Genomic DNA, 15,220 nt, shown 5'->3' with positions numbered 1-15,220 from the left:
GAGGGGTTGCTGGAAAAGCGCCGGGAGGCTTTTTCCCTGAACCTCGAAGCGATGGAAATCATACAAGACAATCAGCGCATGCAGAAGATCTGCCTCGACCTGCGTCAGGAGGGGCGTCGTCTCGCCTTTGTGCCGACCATGGGCTATCTGCACCAGGGGCACATCTCGCTCCTCGAAGCGGGCCGGGAAGCGGGCGATATTCTCGTCCTGTCGATCTTCGTCAACCCGACCCAGTTCGGCGCCAATGAAGACCTCGATGCCTATCCGCGGGATTTCGAACGGGACGCCGCTCTCGCCCGTGCGGCTGGTGTCGATCTCCTCTTCTATCCCGAACCGGCAAAAATCTACCCGCCCGGCTATGCGACCTACGTCAACGTTGAGGGGCTGACCGACACCCTCTGTGGCCGCAGTCGCCCCGGTCATTTTCGTGGTGTCACCACCGTTGTCTGCAAGCTGTTCAACCTGGTGCAGCCGCACCTCGCCTTCTTCGGCTGCAAGGACTTCCAGCAACTGGCTGTCATTCGCCGGATGACCCTCGATCTCAATATCCCGATGGAAATCGTCGGCATGCCGATTGTCCGCGAAGCCGACGGTCTGGCGATGAGTTCCCGCAATGTCTACCTCTCGCCCACCGAGCGGGAGCAGGCGCTGGTCCTCTCCCGGGGCCTGGCACGGGCCCGGGAAATGGTGGCTGCGGGAAGGCGTGCGAGTGACCAGATTCTTGCCGAACTCTCAACCCTGATCGCTGCGGCCAGTGCAGTGCGCATCGATTACCTGCAGATCTGCCACCAGCACACGTTGCAGGAGCAGGAGGAGGTCGACAGCGACTCAGTCCTGCTGATGGCGGTCTTTATCGGCAAGACCCGGCTGATCGACAACGGCTTTCTCCTCTCCGGGACGAACTGACCATGGCCAAAAACCGAGACGCAGCGCGGGCGACCCTGGAAAACCTCTACCGTATCTTCACGGTCCCCGAGGCCCCCGACTCGACCCTCGGTGCCATCGACCAGGCGATTACCGACGATGTGACCGGCTTCCTCCAGACCCACATCGTCGCCCTGGAGCACAGTCTCGAGAAGATCGAGGCCGATTTCTCCTCCTCGCAGATACCCGAAGAGCCGACCTTCGTTTCCACCTATACCGAGTTCGTGCAGGAGAAACTGGTCGCCCAGTCGGTCCATACCGCGGCTCCCGGTTTTATCGGCCATATGACCTCGGCTCTGCCGTACTTCATGCTGCCGCTGTCGCGGATCATGACCGCATTGAACCAGAACCTGGTCAAGGTTGAGACCTCCAAGGCCTTCACCCCGCTGGAGCGCCAGGTGCTGGCGATGCTCCATCGCCTCGTCTACCAGGGGAACGATCCCTTCTACCGTCGCTGGATTCATGACAGTCGCCACGCCCTCGGCGCCTTCTGCTCCGGCGGTACCATCGCCAATGTCACCGCCTTGTGGGTCGCCCGCAACCGCCTCTTTGCCGCCGACGGCTCCTTCCACGGCATTGCCCGCGAAGGGCTCGCCCGGGCCCTCAAATACAAGGGCTGGGACGGGGTCGCGATCCTGGTCTCGAAGCGCGGCCACTATTCTCTGGGCAAAGCCGCCGACCTGCTCGGCATCGGTCGCGACAACCTGGTCCTGGTCGAGACCGATGACCAGAACCGGATCGACCTGGATCTTTTGCGCAAGGAGTGCCGGCGGCTGCAGGAAGAAGAGAATATTCATCCGCTGGCGCTGGTCGGCATTGCCGGGACGACGGAAACCGGCAATGTCGACCCGCTTGCAGCTATGGCCGACCTCGCCACAGAGCTGGGCTGCCACTTCCACGTCGACGCCGCCTGGGGCGGACCGACCCTCTTTTCCAGCCGGCATCGGCAGCTGCTTGACGGCATCGAGCGGGCCGATTCGGTGACGATCGATGCCCACAAGCAGCTCTATGTGCCGATGGGGGCGGGGATGGTGGTCTTCAAGGACCCGACCGCCCTCTCCGCCATTGAGCATCATGCGGCCTACATCCTGCGCCATGGCTCCAAGGACCTCGGCAGCCACACCCTCGAAGGGTCGCGGCCGGGAAAGGCGATGCTGGTCCACGCCGGTCTCTCGATCATCGGCCGCAAGGGGTATGAACTTCTGATCGACCTGGGGATTGAGCGGGCACGAACCTTTGCCGCCCTGATTCGTCAGCACCCCGAGTTTGAACTGACCAGCGATCCGGAGTTGAATATCCTGACCTATCGCTACTGCCCGCAGCCGCTTCAGCGAGCCCTCGCCGGTGCTCCCGCTGCCGAGCGCTGCCGCATCAACAAGCTCCTCGACCAGGTCAACCAACTGGTGCAAAAAATCGAGCGTGAAGCCGGCAAGACCTTTGTTTCCCGCACCCGGCTGCGGGTCCCGGCCTATGGCGGCAAAGAGATCACCGTCTTTCGGGTCGTTCTCGCCAATCCGCTGACGACCTACGCCATTCTTTCCGAGGTGCTGGAGGAACAGTGCGCGATCGTCCAGCAACCCGAGGTTCGGTCCCTGCTCGACCAGTTGGAGTCCTTCTGCCTCTCCTAGGACCCATCGGTCCTACGGTTTCAGGTGACCGATGAAAAGCCCCCGACTTTTCCTGGCCCGCACCCTGCTGCCGATGGTCGCTCCACCGCTAGACGATGGCGCCCTCTGCGTCCGTGCCGGGCGCCTGGTCGCCGTCGGTCGCCGCCGGGAGCTGCTGCGAGAGTTTCCCGACGCCGCGGTTACCGATTTCGGTGACGCCATCCTGCTGCCGCCCCTGATCAACGCCCATACCCATCTTGAACTGACCAATTTCCCCGACTGGGCCACGGCTGCCGGGGAGACTCGCGCGGCCGCCAATTTTGTCGACTGGATCCTCAAGGTGGTGAAGGTCAAGCGCACCCTCCCCAGGGAAGCCTACACCACCTCCCTCGCCGAAGGAATCCGGCGCTCCCTGCAGACCGGCACCGGTGCCGTCGGCGACATTCTCAGCCACTTCCCGGCGCGCCAGGCCTATGCCGGTTCTCCCCTGCGGGGGCGGATCTTCCTCGAACTGCTCGGGCGCACCCGGGACCGCTTCGAGCCGTTGCTAAGCGAGGCAACCCGCATCCTCGGTGAAGTTCCGCCCGGGCATCCGGCTTATGGTCTCTCCCCCCACTCTCCCTACACCCTCGATGCCGAGTACCTGCGGCAAAGCCTCGACCTCGGTCGCCAGCAGTCGGTTCCGGTCATGATTCACCTGGCCGAGTCTGCAGAAGAATCCGCATTTTTCCGTGATCTGAGCGGGCCCCTGGCGCAGCGTTTTTATCCCCTTGCCGGCTGGGGTAACCTGCTCCCCCCGGCGGCAGGCGTTTCGCCCGTCGCTTACCTTCAGGGGCTTGGCGGTCTGCATCCCGGGGTATTGCTGGTGCACGGCGTGCAGGTCGATGACAGCGACATTCAGCTCATTGCCAGGAGCGGGGCACGGGTGGTGCTCTGCCCGCACTCCAACGCCCGGCTCGACGTCGGCAGGGCGCCTCTCGCAAAATACCTGGCCGCCGGCCTTCTGCCGGCCTTGGGAAGTGACAGCCTCGCCAGCAACTCAACGCTGTCGATCTGGGACGAACTTGCCTTTGCCCGCAGCTGGTTCGGCGACGATGCCAGCCCGCAGCAGCTGCTCGAGATGGCGATCCTCGGCGGCAGCCACGCCCTCGACCTGCAGGGAGAAATGGGCGCTCTGGCAGTAGGGTGGGGCGCTCACTTTCAGGCGCTGCGGCCAACCTCGACGCCGGCCATGGGAGAGATGTATGATTATCTCTGCAGCGGCTGCGGCGCGGATCTCTTTCAGCTTTACCTCGACGGTCAGGAAACCTTGCCAAGCAGAAACTGAGCGGCTATAATCCCGGCCCTGTCGGAGCTTCGCCAGGGCATGCTACAATCAGGACAGATCGGATCAGGAGCAAGGAAGCGATGATCGAGGAAGTCGGCAGCGTCGTTGAATTGAAAGGGAAGGGGATCGCCACGGTGCTCTGTGAAAAGCAGAGCTTCTGTGACCATTGTGCCTCGATGGAGAGCTGCCAGGTCGGCAGCGACGGTCGTAGCCGCATGGTCGAGGCTCTCAACCTCCTTGGCGCCAGGGTCGGGGACCGGGTAAAACTGGCCACCAGTTCCCGGACATTCCTCCAGTCCTCCTTTATCCTCTATATCGTGCCGCTCCTCTTTCTCCTCCTTGGCGCGGTGAGCGGCAAATTCTTGGGCGGCTATCTAAAGATTCCTCTCGACCCCGACCTGCTGGCGGCCATCATCGGCATCGCCTTTCTCTGTGGCTCCTTTGTCCTGATCCGGGTCGGCTCCCGCGCCATTCCCCGGGATCTCACCATGCCCCGTGTGGTGGAAATTCTCCAGGAAGACTGATATCCCCCATGGGCATCAAGATCATCGCCAGCAACAAGAAGGCGTATCACGACTACTTTATCGACGAGGTCTTCGAGGCTGGTATCGTGCTCATGGGGACCGAGGTCAAGTCGATCCGGCTTGGCAAGGTCAACCTCAAGGAGGCCTTCTGTCGCATCAAGGACGGCGAAGTCTTCATCAACAACATGAATATCAGCCCCTACGAGCAGGGAAACCGGGAGAATCCCGGCGACCCGACCCGGGTGCGCAAGCTGCTCCTGCACAAGAGTGAGATCGAAAAGCTCTGGCGCTTCAGCGAGCAGAAGGGGCTGACCCTGGTCCCGACCAAAATCTATCTCAAGGAGAGCCGGGTCAAGGTCGAGATCGGCGTCGGTCGCGGCAAGAAGCTGCATGACAAGCGCGAGACCCTCAAGCAGAAGGAAGCGGTACGGGAGATGGCCAAGGTGATCAAGGACCGCGACCGCTGAGCGCCTTGCGCTTTTCTTCGGAATATGAGATAAATAAGAAAATTCCGCGGGTTTCGGAAATTGCTTAAAGCTAATTCTCGGAACCCATCGCTCATCACTCAGAACTGATTTCAAGGGGGTGCCCAGGTTTCGACGGGAATAGGAAGCGAAGGTGGCATGCCGGGGACGCCAGTTGGCCTCGTTAAAAAACTGGCACACATACAAACGCCGACAACGACGTTCGTTACGCACTGGCGGCTTAATTGCCGTCACGTCTTTTGCCTGAGTTCCTGCGTAGGGTAGAAGACGTCAATTTAGCGGGATAGTTCTCGGAAGGCCTGTGGTCCGGGAGCGAAACTAAAGCAGGCTCACCCGAAGGGAATCCTGTTCGTGGGAGTCTTGAGGGTTAAAGCAAAACACGAACTACGCATGTAGAAGCCTTACGTGGATGATTTTCGGACGCGGGTTCGATTCCCGCCACCTCCACCATTTAAAAAAGACAGACCCGTCCACTAACCGCGTCCGGTTATTGGACGGGTTTTGTTTTTCTGCGTATTGTTAGCGACTTACGTCGCTTTCAGGGTGTCGGAGCTACCGCCCCGATCACTCCATTTTCGGGAAATCCGTCATACCCCGCTTCTCTTTCGCCTCAAAATTCTCCGCATTCTTCCCCCCATTCTCCGGACCTCGTCCGGTTTCCTGCATTTTTTCCTGCAACCGCTGCTCGGCGATCTCGTCGGCAAACTGGTTGATACTCTTCAGGATTCCGTCAAACAGGTCGTTGATGTCCATGATCGGTCGCTCCTCGTTTTGTGTTATACCCTTACTTACCGGAGAGACGGAGAAAGTGTCGGGCGTCGGGTGAAATTTTTTCGTGTTGGCTTTCTGATGGGTTACTTACCGGCTGGCGGCGGGTTGTGTCGGAAAAATCCCGCGAATGCCCCAGATATCCCTGTTTTCTTCTTGTCTTTATGGGTGGCCAAGGTTATCTTTCTTTATCAAATTATCACTACGAATCTCTTTTGAACGGTGAGATCATGGATAAAATCGACAAATGGCTGACGATTGATGAGCTGGCAAGCTACATCAAAATGAGCCGGACCAAGCTCTACGGCATGGCCCAGCGTGGCGAAATACCCGCTTCGAAGATCGGCACCCAGTGGCGTTTCGACCGGGAGGAGATCGATCAGTGGATGAAGGCGCACGCGACCGGCAAGGGGGGAGCCAAGGAATGATCAGTCAGGACAATTTCAACGCGCTGCTGGCATCCCTCGGTTTTGCCAAGAACAAATCCATTTACAGCAAGACCATTGGTGCGACCTTTTTAAGTGTCGATGTCACCAAGCAGACTATCCATTACCCAGAGTCCGACGGGCTGCTTGTCAACGAACGCCAGACCTGCAACTTCTCGGCGAATGAGAACTTTGTGGTATTCGAGTGTGTCCATCGTCTGCTGGAAAAAGGCTACAAACCGGAACACATCGAGCTGGAACCGAAATGGAAGTTGGGGCGTGGGGCTAGTGGAGGCCGGGCCGATATTCTCGTCAAGGACAATTTCGGCAAGCCGCTGCTGATCATCGAGTGCAAAACCGCCGGGTCTGAGTTCAAAAAGGCCTGGAACAAGACTCAGCAGGACGGCGACCAGCTATTCAGTTACGCCCAGCAGATCAGCGAGACCCAGTTTCTCTGCCTCTACACCTCGGATTTCGAGAACGCCGAGCTGAGTTACCAGAGCCACATCATCGCCCACCGCGACAACGATCAGTACCTGGTGGCCAACCCGCTTTTTAAAACCTTCCGCAGCGTTACCGATGTCAAGGAGCGCTTCGCGGTCTGGCGTGATACCTACAAGCTCGACTTCACCACCAAGGGGATTTTCGAGGACAACATCCAGCCCTATCAAATCGGCAAGGACAAGTATTCCCTCGCAGACCTGCACGCCATTTCCGCCTCGGACCAGCAGAAGAAATATCACGAGTTCGCCACCATCCTGCGCCAGCACAACGTCTCCGGCCGGGAAAACGCCTTCGACAAGCTGGTGAACCTGTTTCTCTGCAAACTGGTGGACGAAATCGAGAACCCTGACGACCTCAAGTTTTACTGGAAGGGCGTGGCCTATGACAGCCATTTCGACCTGATGGACCGCCTGCAGCAGCTCTACCAGTCGGGCATGGACAAGTTCCTCGGCGAGGACATCACCTACATCAACCAGAACGACGTCAATAATGCCCTGCGCTTCATCCGCCAGAACCCGGACGCCACGCAGCGGGCGGTGTGGAACCTGTTCATTCAGCAGAAGTTTTTCACCAACAACGACTTTTCCTTTATCGACGTCCACAACGAACGGCTCTTTTACCAGAATGCCGATGTGTTGCTGAAGCTCCTGCAGATGTGGCAGGACATCCGCCTGACCAATCCCAACGGTCATAATCAGTTTCTCGGCGACATGTTCGAGGGCTTCCTCGACCAGGGTGTCAAGCAGAGCGAGGGGCAATTCTTCACCCCCATGCCGATCTGCCGCTTTATCCTGATGAGCCTGCCGCTGGAAAGCCTGGTGCGCGACAACCCCACGCCGCCCATGGCTATCGACTACGCCTGCGGCGCGGGCCACTTTCTTACCGAACTGGCCTTGCAGCTACAGCCGCTGCTGGAGCAACACAAGCCCTTGGTCAATCCGGCCGAGTACCACAAGTCGATGGTCGGTATCGAAAAGGAATACCGGCTCTCCAAGGTCGCCAAGGTCTCCGCCTTCATGTACGGCCAGCAGGGCATCCAGGTCTGCTACGGCGACGGCCTGGTGAACAGCCACGAGGCCTTTCCCGATATCCGCGACGGCCATTTCGACCTGCTGGTCGCAAATCCCCCCTACAGCGTGCGCGGTTTTCTCGAAACCCTGCCCGAGGAGGAGCGCAAGGCTTATTCGCTCACCGACACCATCAACGACGCCGAGACGGCCAACAGCATCGAAACCTTCTTTGTCGAGCGCGCCAAACAGTTACTGAAAAGCGGCGGCGTAGCCGCCATCATCCTGCCCTCGTCGATCCTCTCCAACGGCGGCTCCACCTACATCCGCGCCCGCGAAATCCTGTTGCAGTATTTTGATATTGTCGCCATCGCCGAATTCGGCAGCGGCACCTTCGGCAAGACCGGCACCAACACCGTCACCCTGTTCCTGCGCCGCAAGCCGACCCAGCCCGATACCGCCGAGCACTACCGCGAGCGGGTGGAGGAATGGTTCAAGGGCTGCGCCACCAGCAAACGCAAGCAGGCGATCTACAAGGACGGCCACCTGATCGAGCAGTATTGCGCCCATGTCAATGTACCCCTGGCGGACTACCAGAGCCTGTTGCGCGGCGAGATGGAGGGGAGCTGGAAGCCGCAGGAGCATTTCCAGCCTTATCACGACAAATTCGACAAGAGCACCGAACTGGTCAACCTGCGCAAGCAGAAGAAATTTAAGGCCCTGAGCAAGACCGAGCAAACGGCGGAGATCGCCAAGCGTTACCTGGGCTTTGTGCAGACCATCGAGCGCGACAAGCTCTATCACTTCTGCCTTGCCTCGGATCAGGCCAACCCGGTGCTGATTATCCGCAGCCCCTCCGGCACGAAGGAGATCAAACAGTTCCTCGGCTATGAATGGTCCAGCGCCAAGGGGGATGAAGGCATCAAGCTGATCGAAGACGCCAGCGGTAAGCACGTCACTGCGCTTTACGACGGCCCGGACCACGCCAACCCGATGCGCTTTACCCGCGCCAACCCGGCCAAGCTCAGCGGCCACATTGCCGCGAATTTCGATGGCACGCTTGGGTCTATTCCGGCTGAATTGAGCGAGGTGGCCAACCCGGCTCGGCTGGTGGATATGTTGGATTTTTCGCGGGTTGTTTTTGAAAAACAACTAGCTCTCTCCGTCAGTAAGAAGATTGAAGTTGTCAGCAAGTGGCCACTGAAAAGAGCTTCTGATTTGATGGAAATCATTAGCGGAGGTACGCCTGACACCGGAAACCCAGCGTACTGGAACGGCGACATTCCCTGGTTGAGTGTGGCCGATTTCAGCACGGTTGACCGCTATGTCTCGACGGCAGAGAAAAGCATTACTGATGAGGGGCTGAAAGATAGTAGTACCAAGCTCCTTCAGATGAACGACATCATTATTTCGGCCCGTGGCACTGTTGGTGCCATGGCACAGCTCACAACTCCCATGGCCTTCAACCAGTCATGCTATGGTTTACGTTCAAAAACGGAGTTATCCAACGACTATATTTTTTACGTCCTGAAACGCGAAATTGAACAGCTAAAGTCTCAGTCTACCGGCAGCAAGTTCAAAGCCATCATCATGAAGACATTTGATGAGGTTAAGTTGCCCGTTCCGCCGAAGGATATTCAGGAAAACCTGACTAACGACTGCGCGGCGATTGACGCTGATTTGGCTAACCAACGTAATATTGTCACCGCCGCTTTAGATGAAATTGCCTCGTCTGTTGAAGCTGTCTATACCTCCACCGCACCCCGCATCGAAATTGCCAAGCTGAGCACCAACATCCAATATGGCCTGAACGAAAAGATGAACGAGGCCGGTATCGGCTACAAAATCTTCCGCATGAACGAGATCATCCAGGGGCGGATGGTGGACAACGGCGCGATGAAGTGCGCCGACATCAGCGCCGAGGAGTTCGCCAAGTACCGGCTCAACAAGGGCGACTTGCTTTTCAATCGCACCAACAGCATCGAGCATGTCGGCAAGACCGGCCTCTTCGATCTGGACGGCGACTACTGTTTTGCCTCCTACCTGGTTCGGGTAGTGCCAGACACCAGCAAGATACTGCCGCTGTTTCTGGTAAAAATGATGAACTCCCCGGCCTACCAAGCTGAGGCCAAGGGCAAGGCTTCCAAGTCGATCAACCAGTCCAATATCAACGCCACCGTGATGAAGAACATCAAGGTACCGATCCCGCCCCTGGCTGAACAGAAGAAATTCGTCGCCAAGGTCGAAGCCCTGGAAAAACAGATCGCCGACGCCCAGGCCATCATCGCCGCCGCCCCCGCCCGCAAAGAGGCGGTGATGAAAAAGTATCTGTGAGGACGGCATGACGGAGCGACTGGTTCAAAATCAAACCCAACCCCCCTCAATCCCCCCTTGTCAGGGGGGAGGTTCAAGCTCCGCAGCGACTACAAATAGACAGGTTCCGTCCTCGTGTCCCCCTTGCCAGGGGGGAGGTTCTAGCTCCCTCCCTGATAAGGGAGGGCGGGGGGAGGGTTCGCCTCCCTTTCTCCCCTACGATAAAAAGCTGACTGAGCTTGCCCGCCAAAATCGCAGTAACCCTACTAAAGCTGAACTGACGATCTGGCGTGAAATCCTGCGAAAGAGACAATTTTCTCGCTTTAAATTCCTACGTCAGAAACCAATCGGTGGATATATCGTCGATTTCTACTGCGCGGAATTGCGTCTTGTCATAGAAATCGACGGCGAGAGCCATGCGGAAACCGTTGAATACGACGCCGAACGAACGAAATTTCTTAACTCGCTTGGTTTACAGGTAATCAGATATACGAACGATGAGGTGCTACGCAACCTTGCGGGTGTTTACGACGATTTGATGCGTCAGCTTCTGCTTGAGGAGGTCAATCAATGAACACCAAACGAAAAACCACGCCCTCCCCGGAAGGACAGCGGCAATTGGAAACACTGCGCCAGGCTGTCGGCAAGACGCTGGAGAAAAAGCGGCGGCTGGGGCAGTACGCCGTGACCTGGAAGGACGGTAAACCGGTCGCTCAGGGCGAGGACGCGCCGGGCGCGAATGAAAACGCCCATTGAAGGGTCAGCCTATGAGCAACTGCCAGCCCCCCTACACCATCACTCCGGAAATCCTGAACCGGGTTGCCGCCATCAGCGAGGCCATCGGGCGGCTTACCGTGCTCACCGACCAGGCGAGAGCCTTGCGGCTGCGGCGCATCAACCGTATTCGCACCATCCACGGCTCGTTGGCCATCGAGGGTAACACCCTGAGCGAGGCGCAGATCACCGCGATACTGGAGGGCAAGCGGGTCATCGCACCGCCCCGCGAGGTGCAGGAGGTGAAAAACGCCCTGGCCGCCTACGACCGTTTTGACACCTGGAAGCCCGATGTGGAAAAGGACCTGCTGGAGGCGCACCGGATGCTGATGTACGGCCTGATCGACGAGGCAGGGCTTTATCGGCATGGCGGCGTCGGGGTGATGGCGGGCCAGCGGGTAATCCACATGGCCCCGCCCGCAGACCGGGTGCCGCATCTGATGAGTGACCTGTTCTCCTGGCTGGCCGCCACCGATGCCCACCCACTCATCGCCAGCTCGGTCTTTCACTACGAATTCGAATTCATCCACCCCTTTTCCGACGGCAACGGCCGCATGGGGCGGTTGTGGCAGAGCCTGATTCTGGCCCGCTGGAATCCCCTGTTCGCCGACATCCCGGTGGAAAGCCTGATCTTCGAGCACCAAACCGAGTATTACCAAGCCATTCAGGAAAGCACCCAAAAGACCGACTCCGCGCCTTTCATCGCCTTCATGCTGCGGATGATTCTGGATACCGTGACCACCACTGCCCCCCAGGTCAGCCCTCAAGTCACCCCCCAAGTCAGCGAACTGCTGGCGGTGATCAAGGGCGAGATGGGCCGAGAGGCGCTGCAATCCGCACTGGGGCTTTCGGACCGCAAATCCTTCCGCGAGCGCTACCTCAAACCGGCCCTGACCGACGGCCTGATCGAGATGACCATTCCCGACAAGCCCAACAGTCGCTTGCAGAAATACCGTTTGACCGACAAGGGCCGCCAGTGGCTGGCGCAGCATGGCGATGGATAACTTGCGACAAACTCGCGACACGGTTGCGACATTGAGCCGGGTCAGAACTATGGCAAAGGGGTGTGACAGCCTGGAGCAAATAGCTGGATCTGCGCGAATAACGAATAAAATAATGGTTGATATTCGCGGCAAGGAGAAGGTGATATGACCGCAGTGGCTTCGACTGTTCAAAAAGGGATCATCTCTGTCCGCCAGCTCCTGGCCGCCCCCAACCTTGCCATCCCTCAGTATCAGCGCCCCTATAAATGGACCAGCCGCCACGTAGGCCAGCTCTTCTCGGATATCACGGCTTTCAGGAACAAGACCTCCTACCGCCTCGGCACCGTCGTTTTTCATCTCGATGATCGCCAGAAGAACATCGTGGATGGCCAACAACGCACCATCACCCTGATGCTGGCGGTCCACGCCCTGATCCGATTGCGCCGCGACAGACTGGAGCGTAACGACCTTAAAGAGCAACTGGATGAGCTTAAACGAAAGATGGTCATCCCCCGCTTTGAGAGCGACATCTCCAAGGTGAACATTCACGCCAACTACCTTGAGATAGCCCGTATTATCGACCGAGCGGATTTCGATGAAGAGCAGATCAACTTCCTGCTCAACCGCTGTGAGGTCGTCACTTTCACCCTGACCGATATTTCCGAAGCCTTCCAGTTTTTCGACTCTCAGAACGCCCGGGGCAAGGATTTGGAACCCCACGATTTGCTCAAGGCGTTCCACCTGCGTGAGTTCAGCGCCCAGGAGGACCATCTGAAGAGGGGCACGGTTGCCAAGTGGGAGAACAGCGAGACCGCTGAGCTATCGACACTCTTCGCCCAATACCTGTACCGAATCCGCAACTGGGCCAAGGGGGAGTCTGCCAGGTACTTCGGCAAAGAGGATACGGATCTTTTCAAAGGCGTCAACATCGAGACCATTTCGAACTATCCCTATATCGAACATTTCCGGCTGGCCCATCATTTCGTTGACCACTACAACGGGGGATACGAGCGGAAGATTGATGGCCACAAGATGGCGTTCCCTTTTTACCTCGACCAGATCATCATCAACGGTCGCCGCTTTTTCGAGATGACGGATCACTATCTTGGTGAGGTCGGTTGGGCCGTTGATTTCGATACCTTAAAAAAGCGCATTGGCAGGGCAAGCCTCAACGGGTTCGCCAAAAAAGTCTTTGAGGCAATCACGTCCTATGAAGGCAGGAATCGCACCGGCGACCGGTATGTCCGGGTGATGTTCGACTGCCTGCTCATCTACTACATTGATAAGTTCGGATTTGCCGAGATTTCCCGGGCTATCGAGAAGATTTTCATCTGGGCTTACAGCCTGCGTCTGCAGATGCAGGTTCTCCAACTCGCCAGCATGGACAACTATGTACTGGAGAGCAACCTGTTCAAACGGCTCAAGGATGCCACCCACCCAAGCGACTTTTTGAGGTGCAGTCTGCCGGTTGTCACCCAGAACCGCTCCAGCAAAACCAAGGCGATTGAGAAGCTGTTCAAGGAGATGAGGTACTATGAACAATCACATTGACCAGCTCTCCGTCCAGCAACTTCTCGCAGGCGATGTGCTCTACCGAATCCCGATGTATCAGCGAAACTATGCATGGGATGAGGGAGAGATCACCCAACTTATTCAGGATGTCATCGACTACAGCAACAGAGAACAGCACTATTATATTGGAACGTTGGTGGTCTTTGAGCGGCCAGCCGCTAACGGCGCCACCGTATATGAGACCATAGACGGCCAGCAACGGCTCACAACCCTTTCTCTACTCGTATCGTTCCTGAAAAATGAGGGGAAACACGATGCCTCCTGGTATCGCCATCTGGCGCTGGACTTCGAGTGCCGGGAGCATTCTCAGCGTACCTTCTCGGCAATATTCAGCAATCACACCGATACCTTGCCGTCGGATGACATCAACTCCGCCATTCTCAACGGGTATCGAATTATCCAGAAAGTGCTGCCGCAAAAGCTGGCGGAACATAAAGTTTCGGAAACTGCCTTTTCCGGTTACCTCTTCGAGAAGGTTCAGATCATGCGGGTCACCGTACCCCACGATACAGATTTGAACCACTACTTCGAGATCATGAATAACAGAGGAGAGCAACTGGAAAAGCATGAGGTCCTCAAGTCGCGCCTTCTGGAGGTGCTGAATCGAATCCCGGACGCTGTGGAACGAACGAAAAGCAAGGACTGTTTTCATCGCGTTTGGGAAGCCTGCGCCAATATGGAGAAGTACGTCCAGGCGGGATTTACCCCGGAACAGCGGCATGAACTGTTCGGGCATCAGGATTGGGGAAAGTTCTTGCCAAAGGGTTTTGATGAGGTCTTGAAGGCCGTCTCTAAATGCTCCCGGGGAGAGGGAGGAGACGCGGTCGCCTTGACGCTCACGGACATTCTTTCTCATGTAGAACCGGGGGGTGGGGAATCACCTGGCGGCGATGACGAGGTTTCCGAACGGTTCAATTCCGTTATCAACTTCCCGAACTTCCTCCTGCACGTTTTGCGGGTTTCCACAGGTAGGGACATTCCTCTCGATGATAAGCGCCTCATCACCATATTCGAGGACGAATTAATCAGAAGGGACGATCCGAAAAGTGTAAAGGAATTCGGTTTTGCCCTGCTGAAATGTAAATACCTGTACGACCACTATATTCTAAAGCGTGAGTTTATCAGGGGAACGGATGGCTGGAGCCTGAAGCGCTACAAGTGGTCCGATGGTGGGCAGAAGAAACGCTCCGAGAAAGGTTACTATGTGAATACCTTTGGGGAAGAAAACGGCCAGGATGATATCAACCGCCGGATTCTTATGCTTCTGGCCGCTTTTCACGTATCGACCCCGACTCTTGTTTACAAGCACTGGCTCAACGCCGCATTGAGCTACTTGTTTAGAAAGGGCTATAAAAATCCCGATCTGTATATGGAAGAAGAATTGCCCCCTGGTCAATATCTAAGTTATTTGAAAAGAGTGGCGAGGGCCTTTGTTTTCGATCGGTTTCTCGGGGGGCATGGCGAGTCGGACTACTACCAGATTATTTACGCCCGATACGGCAAATGTAAATCGCAACCAGACGTACTATCCGACGCCAATCTAAGCAACCGGCTGTCGTTCGGGAACATAGAAAACAACCTTGTGTTTAACTATCTCGACTATTTGCTTTGGTTGAAGCACAAGGATTCCGACCCCGTCATCAAAGCTTACGAGTTCACATTCCGAAGCTCTGTGGAACATTACTATCCCCAGAATCCGCTTCCTGGGCATGACACACTGCCAGTCGACACGCTCAACTCTTTCGGCAACCTCTGCCTGATCAGCCACAGCAAGAACTCCCGTTTGAGCAATTTCATGCCGCAGGCTAAGAAGGAATACTATCTGAACAATACCATCGACAGCATCAAACAGTACTTGATGATGAAAGAGGATTCTTGGGATGAGGGGGCTATCAACCAACATTACCAAGCGATGAGAGATGTTTTTCGCGATGATCTTGATGTCGAAGTGAAAAGAAGACTCATAAAGAGGAGCCAATAGACATGCCCGAAAAAAACGCCCCGAGA

General features: G+C 56.9%; 13 protein-coding genes and 1 other RNA gene. 13 read left to right on the top strand and 1 reads right to left on the bottom strand.

The features are described from left to right. Positions 1 to 51 precede the first annotated feature (51 nt). The 6 genes from panC (at position 52) to ssrA (ending at position 5,317) form a co-directional block, all read left to right on the top strand. Positions 52 to 906 carry a pantoate--beta-alanine ligase gene (gene panC, locus DBW_RS09985; RefSeq protein ID WP_066729781.1) on the top strand — a complete coding sequence of 285 codons (855 nt, stop codon included), beginning with the start codon at positions 52 to 54 and terminating at the stop codon, positions 904 to 906. Between the two features lie 2 nt (positions 907 to 908). Continuing rightward, the gene (gene panP, locus DBW_RS09980) at positions 909 to 2,552 is read left to right on the top strand and encodes a pyridoxal-dependent aspartate 1-decarboxylase PanP (RefSeq protein WP_066727368.1); all 1,644 of its coding nucleotides are present in this window, start codon (positions 909 to 911) and stop codon (positions 2,550 to 2,552) included. A gap of 31 nt (positions 2,553 to 2,583) precedes the next feature. Beyond that, positions 2,584 to 3,858 (top strand): amidohydrolase family protein, encoded by a 1,275-nt coding sequence (locus DBW_RS09975; protein WP_066727366.1) that lies wholly within the window; start codon positions 2,584 to 2,586, stop codon positions 3,856 to 3,858. Positions 3,859 to 3,938: 80 nt separating this feature from the next. After that, complete coding sequence (locus DBW_RS09970) at positions 3,939 to 4,382, top strand: SoxR reducing system RseC family protein (protein WP_066727364.1); 444 nt, start codon at positions 3,939 to 3,941, stop codon at positions 4,380 to 4,382. An 8-nt stretch (positions 4,383 to 4,390) separates the two neighbouring features. Then, positions 4,391 to 4,849 (top strand): SsrA-binding protein SmpB, encoded by a 459-nt coding sequence (gene smpB / locus DBW_RS09965; RefSeq protein WP_066727362.1) that lies wholly within the window; start codon positions 4,391 to 4,393, stop codon positions 4,847 to 4,849. A 114-nt stretch (positions 4,850 to 4,963) separates the two neighbouring features. Further along, positions 4,964 to 5,317: a transfer-messenger RNA gene (ssrA, locus tag DBW_RS09960) on the top strand. Between the two features lie 114 nt (positions 5,318 to 5,431). Here ssrA and DBW_RS09955 read toward each other — a convergent pair. Then, the gene (locus tag DBW_RS09955; RefSeq protein ID WP_066727360.1) at positions 5,432 to 5,620 is read right to left on the bottom strand and encodes a hypothetical protein; all 189 of its coding nucleotides are present in this window, start codon (positions 5,618 to 5,620) and stop codon (positions 5,432 to 5,434) included. A gap of 245 nt (positions 5,621 to 5,865) precedes the next feature. Between DBW_RS09955 and DBW_RS09950 the strand changes: the two genes are divergently transcribed. The 7 genes from DBW_RS09950 (at position 5,866) to DBW_RS09920 (ending at position 15,194) form a co-directional block, all read left to right on the top strand. Further along, on the top strand, positions 5,866 to 6,063 hold the full coding sequence (locus tag DBW_RS09950; RefSeq protein ID WP_066727358.1) for a helix-turn-helix domain-containing protein: 198 nt from the start codon (positions 5,866 to 5,868) through the stop codon (positions 6,061 to 6,063). After that, positions 6,060 to 9,905, top strand: coding sequence for a restriction endonuclease subunit S (locus DBW_RS09945; RefSeq protein WP_066727356.1), 3,846 nt, complete (start codon positions 6,060 to 6,062; stop codon positions 9,903 to 9,905). Before DBW_RS09950 ends, DBW_RS09945 begins: the two co-directional genes overlap by 4 nt. Before the next feature lie 7 nt (positions 9,906 to 9,912). After that, positions 9,913 to 10,458: an endonuclease domain-containing protein gene (locus tag DBW_RS18150; protein WP_082820286.1), complete on the top strand. Its 546-nt coding sequence runs from the start codon at positions 9,913 to 9,915 to the stop codon at positions 10,456 to 10,458. After that, entirely contained in the window at positions 10,455 to 10,640 is a 186-nt protein-coding gene (locus DBW_RS09935) for a hypothetical protein (RefSeq protein ID WP_066727354.1), read from the top strand. The genes DBW_RS18150 and DBW_RS09935 overlap by 4 nt, the downstream gene beginning before the upstream one ends. A gap of 11 nt (positions 10,641 to 10,651) precedes the next feature. Further along, positions 10,652 to 11,662 (top strand): Fic family protein, encoded by a 1,011-nt coding sequence (locus DBW_RS09930; RefSeq protein WP_066727352.1) that lies wholly within the window; start codon positions 10,652 to 10,654, stop codon positions 11,660 to 11,662. Between the two features lie 144 nt (positions 11,663 to 11,806). Further along, positions 11,807 to 13,192, top strand: coding sequence for a DUF262 domain-containing protein (locus tag DBW_RS09925; RefSeq protein ID WP_066727350.1), 1,386 nt, complete (start codon positions 11,807 to 11,809; stop codon positions 13,190 to 13,192). After that, entirely contained in the window at positions 13,176 to 15,194 is a 2,019-nt protein-coding gene (locus DBW_RS09920; RefSeq protein WP_066727348.1) for a DUF262 domain-containing protein, read from the top strand. The genes DBW_RS09925 and DBW_RS09920 overlap by 17 nt, the downstream gene beginning before the upstream one ends. Positions 15,195 to 15,220: the final 26 nt, after the last annotated feature.

The organism is Desulfuromonas sp. DDH964 (assembly GCF_001611275.1).
Lineage (GTDB): Bacteria > Desulfobacterota > Desulfuromonadia > Desulfuromonadales > DDH964 > DDH964.
The sequence above is the reverse complement of the archived record's forward strand: the minus strand, read 5'-3'. Positions and strand labels throughout refer to the sequence as shown.